This is a genomic window from Streptomyces sp. NPDC057137, assembly GCF_042670825.1.
GTDB lineage: Bacteria > Actinomycetota > Actinomycetes > Streptomycetales > Streptomycetaceae > Streptomyces.
In genome coordinates this window covers 182,822-200,179 of sequence record NZ_JBHUUW010000001.1, presented here as the reverse complement: position 1 = coordinate 200,179, position 17,358 = coordinate 182,822, and the positions used below count along the sequence as shown (strand labels likewise).

Here is a 17,358-nt window from a genome sequence, read left to right as displayed (position 1 = left end):
CCGTCGTCCCGTCAGCATTCCGCATCAGCACCCGACTTGGACGCAGGCGGCACGGCCGCCCGTCAGCTCGGGCATGTGCTTGTGCCTGTCAGCGAACATGCGGACGCAGCCCGCTTCGGTGCGGACGCGGGTGCGCCGATCGGGCCGCTGTCCACCGACGGTGCCGTGGCGGTCCCGTGTCCTCGGTCCGGAGCCTCACGCCTCCTCGGGCAGATGGGCGGCCAGTGCCCGCAGGCCCGCCAGCACCTCGTCGGCGGTCGGTGCGGACTCGGGGTCGGTGAGATGCTGCATCATCAGGCCGCTGACGAGGGCGAGTTGCACCGAGCCGAGGGTGCGGATCGTCGCTTCGGGAAGCTCGGTCTCGGCGATTCCGGTGACCTCTCGCGCCATGCCACTGCGTCCCTGCCGCAACCCGGCGGCCACCTGCTCGCGCAGTTCCCCATCGCGCTGAGCCCGCAGGACGGTCTCCAGATTGGCCATCCAGAAGGTCTTGTTGGCCGAGAACGCCTCGATCAGGCGACGCCACAGCGCGCCGAGATCGGCGTCGTCCGCCGACGGACCGAAGGCCTGGTCTCCCGAGTCGAGCGCCTCGAAGAGGGCCTGGTTGAGCAGCGCCTCCTTCGAGCCGAAGTGATAGCCGATCGCCGCCATGCTGACGCCTGCCGCGGAGGCCAGGTCGCGGACCGTCGTGCGCTCGTAGCCCTTCGTGAAGAGGCACTCTCTGGCGGCCTCCAGCAGCTTCTCCCGGTTTCCCATGACGCGGACCCTAGCAACGACCTGCACGTTCGCACCAGACGAACGCCTCAGACGATCGCCTGAGGCGAACGAACGTCTTGCGCATCTGTCCAAATCCTGGCTACCGTTCCGAGCATCGAAGAGCACACCGATCCCAGGAGCCCGGATGACCACCACGAAGTCCCGCTTCGCCCTCCTTGGCGCGGCCATCGTCTCCGCAACGCTCGCCGCGCCGGTGATCACGGGCGGCCTCGCCTCCGCGCGCCCCGGCACCCACGTCCTCCCCACCCGGGTGATGACCGCCGAGGGCCCGGTCCAAGGCGCGGTCGCCGGTGCGGCGCGCACGTTCCAGGGCATCCCTTACTCGGCCCCGCCGACCGGAGAACGCAGGTGGAAGGAGCCGCAGCCGGTGCGCCCCTGGTCGGCGCCGCTGGACGCCCGATCCCCGAAGAACGCCTGCGCGCAGCCGACCGACCAGCCCATCTCGATCGAGGGCGGCGGCAGCGAGGACTGCCTCTACCTGAACGTCACGACTCCGGCGGGGCGGACGACGGGACGGCTCCCGGTCATCGTCTGGATTCACGGCGGCAGCTTCACCTACGGCGACGGCGCCACCTATCGCGCGGCCAAGCTGGCCGCCGCGCAGCAGGGCGCGATGGTCGTGACGATCAACTACCGGCTCGGCGCGTTCGGCTTCCTCGCCGCGCCCGGCCTGCGCGCACCGGCCAACCTCGGCCTTCTCGACCAGCAGGCCGCGCTGAAATGGGTCAAGCGCAACGCCACCGCCTTCGGCGGCGACCCCCGCGATGTCACGATCATGGGCCAGTCGGGCGGCGGCTACAGCGTCTGCGCCCAGTTGGTCTCTCCCGGAGCCCGCGGTCTCTTCAGCAAGGCGATCGTGCAGAGCGCGGGCTGCGTCGGACCGGACGGCTCATTCACCCGCACACAGGCGGAGACCAACGGCCTCGCCGTCGCCGAAGCCGCGGGCTGCGACGATCCGCGCACCGTCGACTCCTGCCTGCGGCACCGGTCGACCACCGAGCTCAACAAGGCGTCAGGCTCCGGGCACGACGGCTACCGGCCCGTGGTGGACGGCAAGACACTGCCCGAGGCCCCGTCACAGGCAATCGCCGCCGGGCGGTTCACCCGGGTACCGGTGCTGCACGGCTCCACTCACGACGAGATGAGCGGGCCGGCCGGGCTCGACGAGATCATGACGGGGAGGCCGCTGACCGCCGAGGGGTACACCAAGAAGGTCACCGAGCAGTTCGGGAAGGACGCTCCCGCGGTCCTGGCCGAGTATCCGGTCGCGAACTACCCGGCGCCCGGGGCGGCGTTGTCGGCTGTGCTGACCGACTCGGAGTGGTCGACCGCGGCGCTCGACACCCAGCGCGCGCTGGCCCGCTACACCCCGGTCTACGCCTACGACTTCGCCGAGGACAGAGCCCCCTACTTCAAGGGCGTGCCGCGGCCGGCGAGTTTCTCGCTCGGCACCGGCCACATGATCGACCTGGCCTACCTGTTCGACAACGACCTGTTCGAGCCGCTCGACGCCGCGCAAGCCGGGCTGTCGGACACGGTGACCGCCTACTGGAGCCGGTTCGCGAGCACCGGTCAGCTGAACGGGCAGGGGTTGCCCGGGTGGAAGCAGTTCACCACCCGCGGCCCGTACGTGCAGCGCCTCGCGGCCGGCCGCATCGGGCAGACCGACTTCGCGGCCGACCACCACTACGCCTTCTGGAACGCACTCGCCCTCTCGCGGTGAGGTGAAGGGCTCACTACTCCGGGACCGGATCCCGGAAGCCCCGGCGGCGGACCGCACCCGGTCGGCAGCGCAGCAGCCGGCCCAGCATCAGGAGCCCGCCGCGCAGCGCGCCGTGGCGGTGGAGGGCCTTGATCGCGTACGTGGAACAGCTCGGGGTGTACGGGCAGCACGGTGGCCGGTCCGGGCTGATCTCCGCCCGGTAGTGGCGGACGGCGGCGTACATCGCACCCGCCGTCCGCCCGGCGGGCCGAGGCGCCGCCGGGTCCGGGCCGGCCGAGGGGCGGCGCAGCAGGGGGAGGAAGAGGGCGGGCAGCGCGCTCAGCCACAGCTGGGGGCAGCACTGCCGGTACCCGACATAGGTGTCGAGGCACGTCTCGACACAGCCAGGCTCGTCGTCCTTGTCGCGCGGCCCGTCGTCCCCGCTTCTGTTACGCCCCTGTCGCCTCTGCCGTGCCTGCCGTTCACGGGCCCGATCGGGCCTTCTCGACGTCGTCACCACGCCCCTCCCCGTTCCCGGCGGATCCTACGTGTGGGCCCCGGACCTGCCGTAACTCGCCCCAGGAGGTGCCCGATTCGCCCGAGCCCGAGCTCAATCCCGGGCCCGGGCCCGGCGTCACGACGGGCAGGCGTTCGCGGTCGCGCCCCGGTACGTGTGGTAGACGGGCGACGGGTCCGGGCCGCCCGGCCGCGGCGGGAACTCGACGACCGGGACGGGCTTGCAGACGGCCCACTGGTCGTTCACGTCCGGCCCCGTGAAGCCGTACGTCCCGGCGGCGCCCACCAGACAGGACGTGCACGTGCTGCCGGAGATGCTGGGAATGACGAGCGTGCGGTAGACGTCGTCCTTCGAGGGGAGATACACGCCGCCCCGCGTCCGGCTGTCGTCCTCGTTCTCGTTGATCTCCGTGAAGGTGCGGTCGACGGCGTCGGCGAGCAGCGTGAAGCCGTCGTGGTACATGACGGCGTAGCCGTCGTCGAGCGGTGCCCGGCCGAGCTTGTGATCGTTCTTCAGTTCCTCGAAGTTGTCGAGGAATCGGCCGAGCGCCTTCTTCGGTTCGGCCTGCTCGTTCCACCAGGCGGGATCGACGGCCGACGCGTCGACGATCCTGGCCCGCGCCTCCTCCAGCCACCGCTCGGGCGCGTCCGCGGTGAGGGTGGGCTCCAGCCCTATGCCGACCTTGAGGATGCGCAGCTCCGAGGTGCGACCGCAGTCGCCCTCCTGGGCGAGGCGCGCGATGAAGTCGGGCAGGTCCTGGTCGCGGCCGGCGAAGAAGACCGTGTCGGACTTCTCGTTGCAGATCTTCTGTACGGCGTCGGAGAACCGTCGCGGGATCCCCTCCGTGATGCCCGACGAGCCGATGAAATTGGAGCTGTGGTTCGACAGGTCGTACGTGTCGTCGAAGTGCTCCTCGAAGACGCCGCGCAGATTCGTCGAGTAGACGTCCTCGTCGCGGTCGTCCCAGACCAGGAATCCCTTGCGGTCCTGCGGGTTCCTGTCCAGGTAGAGCTTGAGCGCGCGGGCGAACTGGTCGTTGTTCGGCGACGTCTTGAAGAAGTACGGGGCGTTCATGTCGGCCGACGTGATGACCGGGCCGACGGTCGGGATCTTGAGCCTGCTGAGTGCCTTGATCGTGTCCCGCGTCTCCGGCGTACTGCTCGGGATCCCCGTCACGCCGACCAGCGGCGCGCTTCTGTCCTCGGACAGCTCGGCGAGCCGGTCGACGACGGGCTCCCACTGGTCGAGGTTCCGGCCGTCGGGCGCGAGCAGCAACTGGTAGTGCGGCCCGCCGAAGGTGTTGGCCTGCCGCTGCGCCGCCAGCGCGCCGGCCAGTCCCCGGCGGATCATGTCCGTGGTCATCGCGCTGTGCTCGTCGGCGGTGAAGGGCATCATCAACGCGATCCGTACGTACGGGATCTTGGGCCCGCTCGACGGCGACTCCCAGCCCTCGCGCACCCGGGTGTTCTCGTCAGCCACCGCCCGGATGAGGCTCGCGATCTCCGGATCCGCCTCGAACGCGCCCGCGGTGACTCCGACGCAGTCGCCGCCGATCTCCTCCAGGTCGTCACCGCAGGGGCCGGGACCCCGTACGAGGTTGACGAGGACGGCGATCACGACGGCGGTCAACGCCCCCAGGCCGAGGGCGGCGAGCCAGTCGACCGGACCCCACTCGCGGGGGTGCCGACGCAGCAGCCGGACCAGCATGCGCTTCCTCCTCACTCGCCGGGGACGGGCAGCGGGCGCTTCTTGCGCGCCGCGACGGGCCAGCTGCGGGCGGCCTGGCCCAGGACCGCGTGCCAGGACCGGTGCCGTGGCGAGAGGTACGCCAGCTCCTCGCCGACCGCCCTGCACATGTCGGGGTCCGGCTCGGTGTGCGGCTGCGACACGTGCCACAGGGCGTGCAGCAGCCGGTTGACGCAGCGCTCGATGTCGTCCAGCTCCGCGTACCGGCCGTCGTGCGCGCCGAGCGCGACCTGCGTCCGTTCGTCGATCCACTCTCCGTCGGGCGGCGTCGGCGGTGTGGGTGCCGTCGCCGCGTACCGCAGGCACAACACCCAGTGCCTGGCCGCCTGTTCGTCCTGCTCGGCCTGGAACTCCTCGGCCAGCGCGGCGACGACCGTCTCGGCGTTCCCGGCCGCGAGCGTGTGCCGCAGCGCGTCCGCCTCCCCGCTCTCGCCGCGCTGCGTGTGGTGTATCCGCAGGAACTGGTGGATCTCCTGCCAGTTGCGGCCCGCGTCCGCCACCCGCGAGGTGCGTCGTGCCTCGTGCACGAGCAGCGTCTGCAGCAGCGTGTCGGCGACCAGCGGCTCGTCCGGGCTGGTGAGCCGCTGCCACTGCTGGTCTTCGAGGTAGTCGGTGGCCGAGTTGGCGGGCAGCTGGTCGGGCCCCTGGAACCGCAGATGGGCCGCCAGCGCCTCCGCCGCCGTGCTGTCACGGGCCAGCGAGAGCAGGGTCAGCCGGTCGCGCTGGCGCCGGTCCGGAAGCAGCCGCTCCAGCAGCACCTCGGTGACCGCGCGGCCGTCCTTCATGGTCAGTTCGAGCAGCCCCCGAGGCTCCACGGCGGCGCCCCGCCCGGTGGCGTCGAGGACGGCCGCGCACAGCACGGTGGTCGCGGCGGGATGCCCGCCGGTCAGCGAGTGTACGGCGGAGGCCAGATACGGGTGGAGCGGCCTGGCCGGCCGGTCCGGTACAAGCAGGGGCAGGATGTCGTCCCGGCTCAGCGGCGCGAGCGGCACGGCGAGCAGGCCGGCGGACGGGGCACGGCCCCGGCGCTCCCAGCCGGACGACTTCACCAGGTCGGGCAGCTCCCGCCGGATCGCGGCGTCGTCCTCCTCCGGCAGCTCGCCGAGCCGGGTGGCCACGACGACCAGCTCCTCGTGGTCGGGGCGTTCGGGCAGCGCCCGGTTCTTCAGGAGCAGATCGAGGAACGCCTGACCCGCCGTCACATGGGCGTCGTCGAGCAGCACGAGCGGCCAGGGCTCCCGGTTCCACCGCTGGAGCCTGCCGTACGAGGCGGCGACATCGTGCAGGAAGGCCGCCATCAGGCTCTGCTCGGCGAAGTCCCGGTAGTCACCGCCCTGTTGGAACCACTCCCCGAGCAGCGGCAGCGGATCCTGCCCGTCCGCGCCCGGCGGAAAGCGGCGCGCGTACCACTCGCGGGCCGCGCCCGGCCCGTACCGCTCGGTGTACTCGGCCAGCACAGCGCCGGTGACCGCCTCCCGGTCCCGCTCCGCGTCGTCGGTCGGCGGACCTTCCAGCCGGCCCTCGACGGCGGTGGCCCAGGTGTGCCGCAGGGTGTCCTCGTCCCCGTCGGCGAGCCGGCACGCCAGCAGCAGCCGTGCGTGCAGCAGGCAGGTCGCGTCCCGCTGCTCGGAGTTGTCCCGTTCCCAGCCGGAGACGGCGAACAGTCCGGGCGTCAGGACCGGGAAACGACGCCGCAGCTCGGGAGCGAGACCGCACACCAGTTCCGCCAGGATTCCGACGAGGGTCGACGCGGTGGCGGCCGTGCCCGGGGCCGGGCCGTACGGCAGCGCTCCCGATTCGGTCGGGACGATTCTGACGTGGGCCAGCGGGAGCCGGTCCCGGTAGTGCGCCGCCAGGTCCGCCAGGACTGCGCTGCGCCCCATGCCGTGCCGGCCCGTCACCAGCACCACGGGCAGATCGCCGTGGAGTTCCCTGGGCGTACGGGACCTCTCGTCGTACGTCAGACCGGTGAGCCGGGGGACGAGCGAGCGCAGCAGCGGATCCCGGCCGTGGAGCGGTGACGTGTCGGACGGGCGCATGTGGTCGCGTCACGCCCCCTTCGTCCGTCGCTGACCGGCAGCCACGAGCCCGGAGGTGGGCGGCACCGCTTCCCCGAGACACCAACCGCTGGCATCCATACCAATTAAGCCTGGAATCAAAGAACTTACCGGCCGGGAAACCCCCTCGCCAGGTCGGCACCACACTCTGTCACCCGGTTGTGACAGGTGGGACTCGGGAGGGCGTGCGACTCAGGTCGACCCCGGCGGCGGTGTCAGGACCCCGGCGGCGGCGTCAGGGATGCGGATGGATGTCGAGTTCGACGTTGTCGGGGAGCGTGTCCGCGCCGCGGATCTCACCCGCGTACGAGAGCCGGACCAGGCGCAGCCTTCGCAGTCCGGCCAGCGAGCCCAGATCCAGCTCCGAGACCTGGGACAGATGAATCTCCTCAAGTCCCGGCAGCCGCCGGGCGATCCGCCGCAGGGGCACCGCCGCACCGGCCCTGGCCCGTACCGTCAGATGTGTGACCTGCGGGATCTCCGTACGCGGCGCGAACAGCAGCATGCTGAGCTGCTGCGGCGACAGGGTCAGCCTCCGCAGCTCCGGCAACTCGCCGAGGAGAGAACCCCATTCGTCGGGCGTCACGCGATCGCTCGCGTCCTGGAGCCGCAGCTCCTCAAGCCCCCGGCAGTGCACGATCCCCGCGAGCTGCGCCGCCGCCGGCGGCAGGGACAGCAGACGAAGCGAGGCGGCGCGCGGCAGATCGGACAGCCCGCGCCACGGCACCTCCGACCCCACCAACAGCCCTTCCAGCGAAGGGCAGTCCGACAGCTTCAGCAAGGGCTCGAACTGGGGGAGATCCCGCAGTTCCAGCCGCCGGAGGTGCGGCAGCCGCGTCAGGGGCGTCGGATCCTTCACGTTCCGGCATCCCTGGAGCGCCAGCGTCTCCAGCTCGGGGTAGACGGACAGCAGCTCCAGGTCCTCCAGTTGGAGCGTGTTGTGCAACCGCAGCTCGCGCAGCCGGCGCGGATTCAGCGACGTACGGATCTCCTCGGGACCGAAGTCGCCGTGCAGCCCGACGCGTTGATAGCCGGACATGGTGCGCAGGGCGTCCAGCTCGGCGTGCGAGCGCACCGTGACGACCTCGTCCGGGGCGGTCTCCAGGAGCGGCCGGACGATCTCCTCGGCGTACACCAGCGTGTCGAACCGGTCCCAGTGGTCGAGGAGTTGCGCCCGGACGGCGGACTGGCTCGTCCCCAGGAACTCGCGCAGCCGGGGAATGGCGGCGTCCCCGCCGATCTGGCATATCGCGTGGACGGTGGCCAGCTCCTCGTCACCCTCCAGATCCTTCGCCCGGGGCAGCAGACCGAGCAGCAACGGGCCCGTCTGGGCCAGCGATCTCGCCTCGCGCAGACTGCGCGGCGGAAGCATCCGCGCCGCCCGGTCCTCGATCGCCTCACGCACCGTCGGCTCCAGACGCGTGGCCTGTTCGAGGGAGGCGAGGGCGAGCAGTCGCAACCGCGCCTGCACCGCCGCGTCCTTCTCCCGGTCGCCCCGCTCCCGCAGACGGGTCAGCAGGTCGGCGCGTTCCTGGTGTCGTGCCTGTGCGACGGCCATCTGAACCACGTCCTCCCACTGGTCCAAGTGTGCGTTGTTCACCAGCATGCCCATGTCGCGCTCCTCCAGCACCGCACGGGCACCCAGGAAGTCCTGAAACGTGCGGTGGATGAAGCTCACCGCACCGGTGGCGGGCTCGCGCAGCAGGCCCGAGCGCTCCAGCAGGAGCTGCAGTGCCTCTTCCGGCGTACCGACCTCGGCGAGACGCGGTACGGACGGCTGAAGCCGGCGCACCACGTCCACCGCGTCCGCCCGCTCCAGTTGTGTCCGCTCGTTGCGCAGCAGCCAGTACGCCAGCCGCTGGAGCGGCTCCGTGGCCGACTTCTGGTCCAACTCAGGGCGGTGGCCGCGACCGTACACCTCACGCTCCAGGTCACGCCGCTCCAGAAGCATGGAGAGCGCCGCCTCGTACAGCGAGGAACGGCCCTGCGGCAGGAAGCCGCGGCGCTCCCGGTGCAGGGCGCACATCAGCGCGCACATCAGCGGGTTGGTCGCCAGCCGGCTCAACTCGGGGCTGCTGCGCAGCGACTGGGTCAGCGACTCGCCCAGCTCCTCCGTGGCCCTGGCCGCCGTGTGCCAGCGCCGGATGAACTGCCGCATGTCGGCGGGCCGCATCGCGGTGAGCGTGAACTCCTGGAAGCCCTCGCGGGCCAGCCACTGCCGGTCGAGGGCCGAGGGGCGGGAGGTGAGCAGCCACAGATTGCCCGGGAAGACGGCGATCAGCTTCTTGAGCCAGGCCCTGGCACGGGCCCGCTCGCCCTTGGGGATCTCGTCCGCGCCGTCGATCAGGAGCACGCCGCGCCCGTGCTGCAGCACCCGCGCCGCCCACCCGTCGGGCTCGGTGCCCACCAGCGGGCAGCCGATCCAGCGCAGGAAGTCCTCGGGCATGGGCAGTTCGGCGTCCTTGCGCACCAGCGCGCGCAGCGGCAGCACGAACGGCACGCGCCCGTACAACTGCGGCAGACCGCCGGGCACCCGGTCCTGCTGCGCGGTCGTGAGGGCCAGCCACTGGACGAGGGTCGTCTTGCCGGTGCCGGCGACCCCGCGCAGCAGCACCCGCTCATGGCTGGCGAGCAGCGCCTCGGCCGGGCCGCCGGCGCGCTCGGTCTCCGCGTCGCGGTCGACGCCCGCCTCGCCGTTCACCACGGGGACCGGATCGGTCCCGCCGCGGTACGGCACGGCCTCCAGGCTCAGATACGCGGACTCCAACGGCCAGTCCTGGCCGTCCGGTTCGCGCAGGTCGACGCCGTAGATCGTGAGCCGGCCGTGGCACTCGACGACATAGCGCGCGTACGCCTCCTCGAAGTCGGCGTCCTGGCGGCTGATGTCGGGCAGCCGGTCCAGCAGCCGGTCCAACTTCGCGCTCTGCTCGCGCAGTTCGCGGCTCTGCTCGATCTGGGCACGGGCGGCGAAGCCCGGCTGTTGGCTGAAGAGGCGTACGAGATGCACGCAGGCCGTCTCCAGGAGCCGGTCGTGGAAGCGCGCGGCGTCGTCGCTGAGGAGCCGTCGGGTGTCGGGGCCGGCGCGGCGGGACAGTTCGGCGGCGAGCCGCTCGGGGCCGAGCCCGAAGGCGTGCACGTCGTCCATGTCGAGATCGCCGAGCGCGTGCAGCGTGCGGGTCAGGGCCTGGCCGACGGCGTCGTGCTCGTCGGCGCCGACCGGCGGATCGTGCGGACCGGCCGCCCGGACGGCGCGGCGCACCAACTCGCGGGCGAGCTTGTGCAGATCGTCCTCGCTGAGAGTGCGGTGTTCCCTGTTGAAGGCCACCATCCGGCGGATCGGGATCGGGCGGTCGCCGAACTCCGCGCCCGGCACCTTGGCGGCCGGCAGTAACAGCCGTTTGAGTACCGGTACGACCACCGCGGACGCGATCCGCAGCCCCACCACGCCGCCGTCCACAGCAGCCCCCTTCCTCTCCCGCGTCGAACCGCCCCTGTGCGGGGCCGGTTCGACCGTGCGAGGCCCGTGGACCCCCGTAACTCTCCTCAGCCTAGCGGCGGGAGCCCCGGTCGGGTCAGGGCTCACCCGGGTCGCGCGACGATCGAACGCCGTCGCACGCCCGGCACCAACTCCCTTTGCGGGAAAGGGGCGTAGACGATGCCCCGAGGCCGCCATGCCGGCCCCGGGGCATCGGATGCCGCGGGCGCCGGCCGGTGTGCGAGGGGGGTACCGGCGCCCGCGACGGTTCATGGTCCGCCTGCCGATCCCGGGTCGGACAGTTGCTAGGCGATCGGCTTCGTCTGGGTGCACTTCTTCCACTCCACCCAGGGCCGCGCGCCGCCGCTCTTGGGCCCGGTGGCGTACGTCGGCGTACCGGTGATGGTCTGGTTCTTCTCCTCGTGGGTGATGTCGATGCCGAAGAGTTTGAAGCCGAGCGTCACCTGGCCGGCCGAGATGCCGAAGCCGATGCCGAGCGAGGCGTTCCACCAGTCGGTGTTGGCGTTGTAGTCCAGCCGGGAGAGCTTGCCCTTGTCGTGGAGCAGGCGCTCCAGCGGTCCGGCGTCGCTGCCCAGGGCCTCCGCCGCGTCCGACGGGCTGGGGAGGGCGTCGGACGCGGGGAAGTCGCCTCGGCCGCGCAGCCAGTCCTCGACCATCTTGCTGTCGCCGTCGTTGTCCAGCACGACCTCGGCGGACTCGGTGTGGATCTGGGACTTGATGTTGCCGCCACCGCCGCCGACATCGATGGTCACCGGCGTACCGGGAACGTTGGCACCGGCCCCGACCTGGACGCCGCCGCCCGCGCCGTTCTCCTCGCTGGTGGTGATCACCAGCTTCTCCGGGCGGTGCTCCTTGCCGTCCTCTTCTTCCTGGTCGAAGGTCTTGGCGTCGTAGGTGACGGCGACCTGCTGCATGCGGGTGGCTTTGCCCTGGGCGAGTTCGCCGCCCTTGGCGTCGACGCTGAAGGTGTAGACGAAGGTGATCTTGCCGGCGTCGGGGCCGGTGTTGGCGCGCATGACCACGACGTCCTCGGTCATGGTGCCGGTGCCGAACTCGCCGGAGATGCTGCCGAGGTCGGTGGGCTTGCCGTCCTTGTCCTTGCCGCCCTTGCCCTTCGTGAAGGACTTGCCGAAGCTGACCCCGCCCGACACCTCGGTGCTGGTCTTGGTGATGTCGACGTCGGGTGCCTTCTCCGGTGGCAGGTCGGGCTTCTTCTTGTTGGCGTGGTAGCCGCAGATCATCCCGAGTTCGGAGGAACGGGGCCCGGCGGGGCGGGAGTTGCACTCGTCCTGGGCCTTCAGATACTCGGTGAACTGCTTGGCGTCCTCCAGGTTCAGCTCCAGGTCCTTCTGCGGGTCGCCGGTCTTGTTGCCGTTGAACAGCCACTGGCCGCCGCTGCCGCTGCCCTTCATGTAACTGCCGCTCAGCGAGGCGCTGCCGCCCCAGTCCTTCAGACCGGGGATGCCCGCCGAGATGCTGGCCGTGACCCCGGCTCCGCTCTCGGTCACCCGCTCCAGGGTGACGGTGCCGTCGGACCACTGCTGGAGCTTGATCTGCTCGGAGCTGCTGAGCTTGATGAAGAGGATCTGGACGACGACCGTCTCCTTCGTCTGATCCTGGGAGAGCAGGCACTTGGCGGGCTGGAAGGGGTCGTCCGGCGGGGCCTCGGGCGTTCCGTCGCCACCGCCGCCACCCCCGTCGTCGCCGTCACCGTCGCCACCCTCGCCGGAGTCGCAGCCCTCACCGCCGTCACCCGCGTTGACGATCCGGCACACCGCGTCCTGAAGACCCACGGCCGTGTCGTTGGGAACGGTCAGCGCCACGATGGCCGCGACGATCGCGGCGACGACGCCGATCATCGCCACGTACTCGACGCCACCCTGGCCCGTCTCACCACGCCTGCGTGCTGTGTGACGGTATTGAGTGCCGTTCATCCGCGCTCCTCGTCCAAGCTGTGACTCGTTCACCTGAGTGGCTGGAGAGTAGGGAGCCTCCCGGGCCCAGCCGCAGGGCCTCTGGGCCCACTCGCGGGCCCAGCCGTACGAGAGGGCCCCCGACCGGGCAGCGGACGGAGCCGATACGGGCGCCGGAGGTGTGGGAACGGGCAGGGCGGCGGCGTACGAGGGGAGGGGCGCGGGGGACGCCGCGCAGCGCGCGCCGTATCGCCTCGGGCAGCGGTACCGTAGGAAGGACGAGGGCTTCCGAACACCCCCACGGGGCGGTGCGGGCCCGGGAACGTCGTAGGTGAAGAGGTGCTCCGTATGGACTCGGATCGTGCCGAGCGTCTGACCGCGGAGCTTCGCGCCCGCGGCGTCATGGCGCATCTGGTGCACGCGGGTGTCTACGAGTTCGGTATCCGGGTCGTCCTGGACGACCGGATCGAGGCGCTCTGGGACATGGACGGGGCGGCGGGGCTCGACGCGGAGATCGTGAACGAGGGGGCCCTGATCGGGTTCGTCCCGCATGTGCCGGGATCGGAGGAGTTCACCGAGGAGCAGCTCGTGAACTGCATCGCCACCACGAACTACGCCCTCGACACACTCCAGCGCCCCGCCGACCGAGCGTCCGGGCAGCCGGCGCCGGCGCAATCTGCCGCCCCACCGCCGGACGGGCCGCCGCACGCGACACCGCCCGCGCTTCGGCGGCAGCGCCGGGGCCACTGGATCCGGCGCGGCAGGCGCTGACGTACCGGTAGGTGCCGGCGTACCGACGGGTGCCCACGTACCGGCGGGCGCGACGGCACGCCGTGACGTGACGGCGGGCCGCCGGAACCTCCCGGCGTCACTCCCACCCCTGAGCTAGGCATTCCGCCACACTTGCGGCATGTCGGGCACTCACGGTAAGACCTCGAACGCCAAGAGCAAGCGGAGCGCGGCGGTACCGGGCAGCACCCCACTCCGGGCACTGGACGCACAGCAGCTACGTGTGCTGAGCAGCGTGGGACGCGAGTGGCGACGGGTGTCGGCGGGCCCCGACGTATGGCGGCGCGCGCTGCCCGTCGATCCGGATCTGGGGAGCCTCCCCACACCCGCCCAGATCACGCCCGCCCGCTTCGGGCGGGTCGTCCCGGTGTCACCGTTCGGCCCGACGTCGTCGAAGACCGCGGCACACCCGCCGGCTCCCACCGGCGCGCCGGGCGAGAGCCCACCGGCCGGCGAGAGCGCACCCGCCGGTCAGGGCCCATCCGTCGGCGAGGGTCCACCGGCCGGTGAGGGCCCGCCGGCCCCCGTCGACCGGTCCCGATCCGTCTACCGGCTGCGACGCCTGCTGCTGGGCCCCGCGTTGGCGAGCACGGCCATCGCCCGCGAGCGCATGCGCAAGCTGGTCGCCCTGCCCGTCCTGTCCGCCGACGCGCTCTCCTCCGTCGCGTACGGGCCGGAGGCCATGCTCGCCGTCCTCGTTCTCGCGGGCACCGCCGGACTCCGGTACTCGATCCCCGTCGCGGCCACCATCGCGTTCCTGATGCTGGCCATCGGCGTCTCGTACCGCCAGACCATCCGCGCCTATCCGCACGGCGGCGGCTCCTACATCGTCGCCAGCGACAACCTCGGGCGTGTGCCGGGACTCATCGCCGCCGCAGGGCTGATGACCGACTACATCCTGACCGTGGCCGTGTCGATCGCCGCCGGCGTCGCCGCGATCACCTCGGCCCTGCCGTCACTCGCCTCCTCCTCCGTACTGATCGGCATCGCCGCCATCGCCGTCCTGCTCGCCTGCAACCTGCGCGGCATCCGGCAGGCCGGCGCCATCTTCGCCGCGCCGACGTACGCCTTCGTCATCGCGATGCTGGCACTCATCGCCGTCGGCCTCTCCGACGCGGCCGACCGGGGCTTCCACCCGGTACCGAACCCGCCCATCAACGCCACCGAAGGGCTCGGCATCCTCCTCGTGATGCGGGCCTTCGCGTCCGGCGCGACAGCGATGACCGGCATCGAGGCGATCTCGAACGCTGTCCCTGCGTTCAAGCCCGTCGAGTGGCGCAACGCCCGCACCACGCTGACCTGGATGATCGGACTCCTCGTCGTGCTGTTCGCGGGCACCATCGCCATCGTCCACTACAGCGGGATCCTGCCGCGCTCCCAGGAGACGGTGCTGTCCCAGCTCGCGCACCTCAGTTACGGCTCGGGCCCGATGTACGTCTTCACGCAGGCGGCCACCGCCGCCGTACTGCTCCTCGCGGCCAACACCGCCTTCAACGACTTCCCCCGCGTCCTGTCCCTGCTGGCCCGCGACGACCACGCGCCGCGCCTCTTCGCGCGGATGGGCGACCGTCTCGCCTTCAGCAACGGCATCATCCTGCTGTCGGTCGCGGCGGGGCTGGTGTACGTGGCGTTCGACGGCCGCACCGCGTCCCTCATCCCGTTGTACGCGGTCGGTGTCTTCCTCGCCTTCACCCTCTCGCAGGCGGGAATGGTGGTCCACTGGTGGCGCCTGAGGGACCGTCACTGGCGAAAGAGCCTGCTGTTCAACGCCGTCGGTGGCGTACTCTCCGCGATCGTCCTCATCACGGCGGGCATCACCAAGTTCACGGAAGGCGCGTGGGTCGCGCTCGTGGCGGTCGGGGTGTTCGTCTATGTCACGACGCACATCCGGCGCCACTACGACACCGTGGCCGCGGCGCTACGGCTCCAACGGCACTCGATCGAACTCCCGCGCCGCACCATCGCCCCTCGCGTCGAACTGCCGCCCCAGGGCGTCGAGAGCTCCAGTGACCCGCGCAACCCCCGGGACCCGCAGGCGTTCGCGCGCACCGGAGGGCCGGGGCAGTCCGAGGAGACGGAGGAAGTGCCGGAGGAGATCCGGCACTTCACGCTCGTACTGATCGAAACGCTCGACCGCGCCGGTATGCGCGCGCTCGCGTACGCCGCCTCGCTCCAGCAGCCCGTCCTTGTCGTCCACGTCAGTACCGGCGTCGTCGAGGCCGAGCGCTTCCGCGACCAATGGCGGCTGTGGGGCGACCATCTGCCTCTCCAGGAACTCGTCTCCCCGTACCGCGCCGTCATCGCACCCCTGGTCAACTACATCGAGGCGCTGCACCACCAGCGGCCCGACCTCACCCTCACCGTGATCCTCCCGGAGATCGTCATGTGCCAGCGGCGCTACAGCGCCCTGCACAGCCGGACCGCCGCCCGCCTGCGCCGGGCGCTGCGCCCCCTGCGCAAGGTCGTCGTCACCACGGTGCCCTTCCACGTCTGACGGGCGGGACGGTGGCGCGTGGCGCGTGGCGCGTGGCGCGTGGCCTAGGCCGTGTGGCCGGGTGGCGCTGCCGCCGCTGCCCCTTGCGTCGGCGTGCCGGCCCGGGGGGACTTTCTGTTGATCATGACGGCGCCGACGACCGCCGCGGCGAGGAGGATGATCGCCGCCCAGGTGATGGCCACGGTGAAGCCGTGCACCGTACCGGTGTTCACGACGATGCTCCGCTCCGCCGGGGTCAGCGGGCCCTTGCGCGCCGCCGCTGCGAGATGGCTGGTCAGATACGTGGCCGTGGCGGTGGTCGCGATCGTGTTGAGCAGCGACGTACCGATGGAACCGCCCACCTGCTGCGCGGTGTTGACCGTCGCGGAGGTGACTCCGGAGTCCCGGTCGGCGACCCCCATGGTCGCCGTCGAGATGACGGGCAGGAAGGTCAGCCCGAGCCCGAAGCCCAGCAGCAGGGTGCCGGGCAGGATGTGTCCCGCGTAGGTGGAGTGGATGTCGAGGAACGTCAGCGAGAACATGCCCCCGGCGCTCAGCAGCAGCCCGGGGACCAGCAGGAAGCGCGGGGCCACGAGGGGGAGCAGCCGCGCGGAGATCTGGGTCGAGCCGATGATGATCCCGGCGGACAGCGGGAGGAAGGCGAGGCCGGCGGTGAGTGGCGAGTAGCCGAGGATGTTCTGAAGGAAGTACGTGAGGAACAGGAACGAGCCGAACAGGCCGATCGTCGCCATCGCCATCACGATGACCGAGCCTGCGCGGTTGCGCTCCTTGATGATGTGCAGCGGCAGCAGCGGGCTGGGGGACCTCCCCTGCCACCAGGTGAACGCGACGAGCAGTGCGACGCCGACGCTCAGCACGGTGAGGACCTCGGTGGAGGTCCACCCCTCCGGCTCGGCCCGGCTGAACCCGTACACGATCGCGACGAGACCCAGGCAGCCGAGCAGGACGCCCGGGATGTCGAGGTGCGCGCCCTTCGTTCCCGCCCGGTCCTTGAGCAGCGTCAGCGCGCCGATGACGGCGAGCAGGGCGATGGGCACGTTGACGTAAAGACACCAGCGCCAACTGAGCCATTCGGTGAGGATGCCGCCCAGGAGCAGGCCGATGGCGGAGCCGCCGCCGGCGATGGCGCTGAAGATCCCGAACGCCTGGGCGCGTTCCTTGCCCGCGGGGAAGGTCGTGGTGAGCAACGAGAGGGCGGAGGGAGCCAGGAGGGCGGCGAAGGTGCCCTGGAGCGCGCGGGAGAGGTAGAGCATCTCCTGACCGGCGGACGCGCCTCCGAGCGCCGAGGAGCAGGCGAAACCGATGAGGCCGATGATGAAGGTGCGCTTACGGCCCACGAGGTCGGCGACCCGGCCGCCGAGCAGCAGGAGCCCGCCGAAGGCCAGGGTGTACGCGGTGATCACCCACTGGCGGTTCGCGTTGCTGATACCGAGATCGTGCTGCGCGGAGGGAAGCGCGATATTCACGATCGTGGCGTCGAGCACCACCATGAGCTGTGCGGTCGCGATGACGGCCAGGGCCCACCAGCGGTGTGTGTCGGGTTCGGTCGGTGCGGGGCCGGACGCTTCGGTCCGAGAGTCGTTCGGTCTCTCGCTGCCCGTTCCGCCCGGCGGGTCAGGAATCGACGGATCACTCATCGGACTTCCTTCGCAGTGGACCTCGACTCACCATTCCGGTCAGAAAATCACAAATCGGACTTCCTTGCGCTGGATAATCGGTTGCCCCGCACCCCCGCCGCCGGTTTTCATGGCGCCGTACCGGCGAAACGCGACAAGGGTGGTGTGCACCGGATGGGTACGACCCGGCTGGAACCGATCTTGTGATCGAGGTGGGTTCAACACGGCGCTGACTCCGAACGGAGCAGCCG

General features: G+C 71.1%; 10 protein-coding genes. 3 read left to right on the top strand and 7 right to left on the bottom strand.

Translation table 11 applies throughout. The annotated features are described in order from the left end of the window. Nucleotides 1-195: 195 nt before the first annotated feature. Nucleotides 196-756 carry a TetR/AcrR family transcriptional regulator gene (locus tag ACFT9I_RS00800; protein WP_382558975.1) on the bottom strand — a complete coding sequence of 187 codons (561 nt, stop codon included), beginning with the start codon at nucleotides 754-756 and terminating at the stop codon, nucleotides 196-198. 145 nt (nucleotides 757-901) lie between these two features. Between ACFT9I_RS00800 and ACFT9I_RS00795 the strand changes: the two genes are divergently transcribed. Then, the gene (locus tag ACFT9I_RS00795; RefSeq protein ID WP_382558974.1) at nucleotides 902-2,500 is read left to right on the top strand and encodes a carboxylesterase/lipase family protein; all 1,599 of its coding nucleotides are present in this window, start codon (nucleotides 902-904) and stop codon (nucleotides 2,498-2,500) included. A gap of 13 nt (nucleotides 2,501-2,513) precedes the next feature. On the opposite strand, the gene yidD is transcribed toward ACFT9I_RS00795, so the two are convergent. The 5 genes from yidD to ACFT9I_RS00770 form a co-directional block, all read right to left on the bottom strand. Further along, nucleotides 2,514-2,996, bottom strand: coding sequence for a membrane protein insertion efficiency factor YidD (gene yidD, locus ACFT9I_RS00790; protein ID WP_382558972.1), 483 nt, complete (start codon nucleotides 2,994-2,996; stop codon nucleotides 2,514-2,516). A gap of 117 nt (nucleotides 2,997-3,113) precedes the next feature. Then, complete coding sequence (locus tag ACFT9I_RS00785) at nucleotides 3,114-4,703, bottom strand: ABC transporter substrate-binding protein (protein WP_382558970.1); 1,590 nt, start codon at nucleotides 4,701-4,703, stop codon at nucleotides 3,114-3,116. Between the two features lie 11 nt (nucleotides 4,704-4,714). Beyond that, nucleotides 4,715-6,781 carry an ATP-binding protein gene (locus ACFT9I_RS00780; RefSeq protein ID WP_382558968.1) on the bottom strand — a complete coding sequence of 689 codons (2,067 nt, stop codon included), beginning with the start codon at nucleotides 6,779-6,781 and terminating at the stop codon, nucleotides 4,715-4,717. A gap of 253 nt (nucleotides 6,782-7,034) precedes the next feature. Then, the gene (locus tag ACFT9I_RS00775; RefSeq protein ID WP_382558966.1) at nucleotides 7,035-10,256 is read right to left on the bottom strand and encodes an NACHT domain-containing protein; all 3,222 of its coding nucleotides are present in this window, start codon (nucleotides 10,254-10,256) and stop codon (nucleotides 7,035-7,037) included. 323 nt (nucleotides 10,257-10,579) lie between these two features. Further along, nucleotides 10,580-12,229, bottom strand: coding sequence for a hypothetical protein (locus ACFT9I_RS00770; RefSeq protein ID WP_382558964.1), 1,650 nt, complete (start codon nucleotides 12,227-12,229; stop codon nucleotides 10,580-10,582). A gap of 327 nt (nucleotides 12,230-12,556) precedes the next feature. Here ACFT9I_RS00770 and ACFT9I_RS00765 point away from each other — a divergent pair, with 327 nt between their 5' ends. Next, complete coding sequence (locus ACFT9I_RS00765) at nucleotides 12,557-12,979, top strand: hypothetical protein (RefSeq protein ID WP_382558962.1); 423 nt, start codon at nucleotides 12,557-12,559, stop codon at nucleotides 12,977-12,979. Nucleotides 12,980-13,118: 139 nt separating this feature from the next. Beyond that, the gene (locus tag ACFT9I_RS00760) at nucleotides 13,119-15,491 is read left to right on the top strand and encodes an APC family permease (protein WP_382558960.1); all 2,373 of its coding nucleotides are present in this window, start codon (nucleotides 13,119-13,121) and stop codon (nucleotides 15,489-15,491) included. Between the two features lie 44 nt (nucleotides 15,492-15,535). Here ACFT9I_RS00760 and ACFT9I_RS00755 read toward each other — a convergent pair whose 3' ends face one another. Beyond that, complete coding sequence (locus tag ACFT9I_RS00755) at nucleotides 15,536-17,128, bottom strand: MFS transporter (RefSeq protein WP_382558958.1); 1,593 nt, start codon at nucleotides 17,126-17,128, stop codon at nucleotides 15,536-15,538. Between the last annotated feature and the right edge of the window lie 230 nt (nucleotides 17,129-17,358).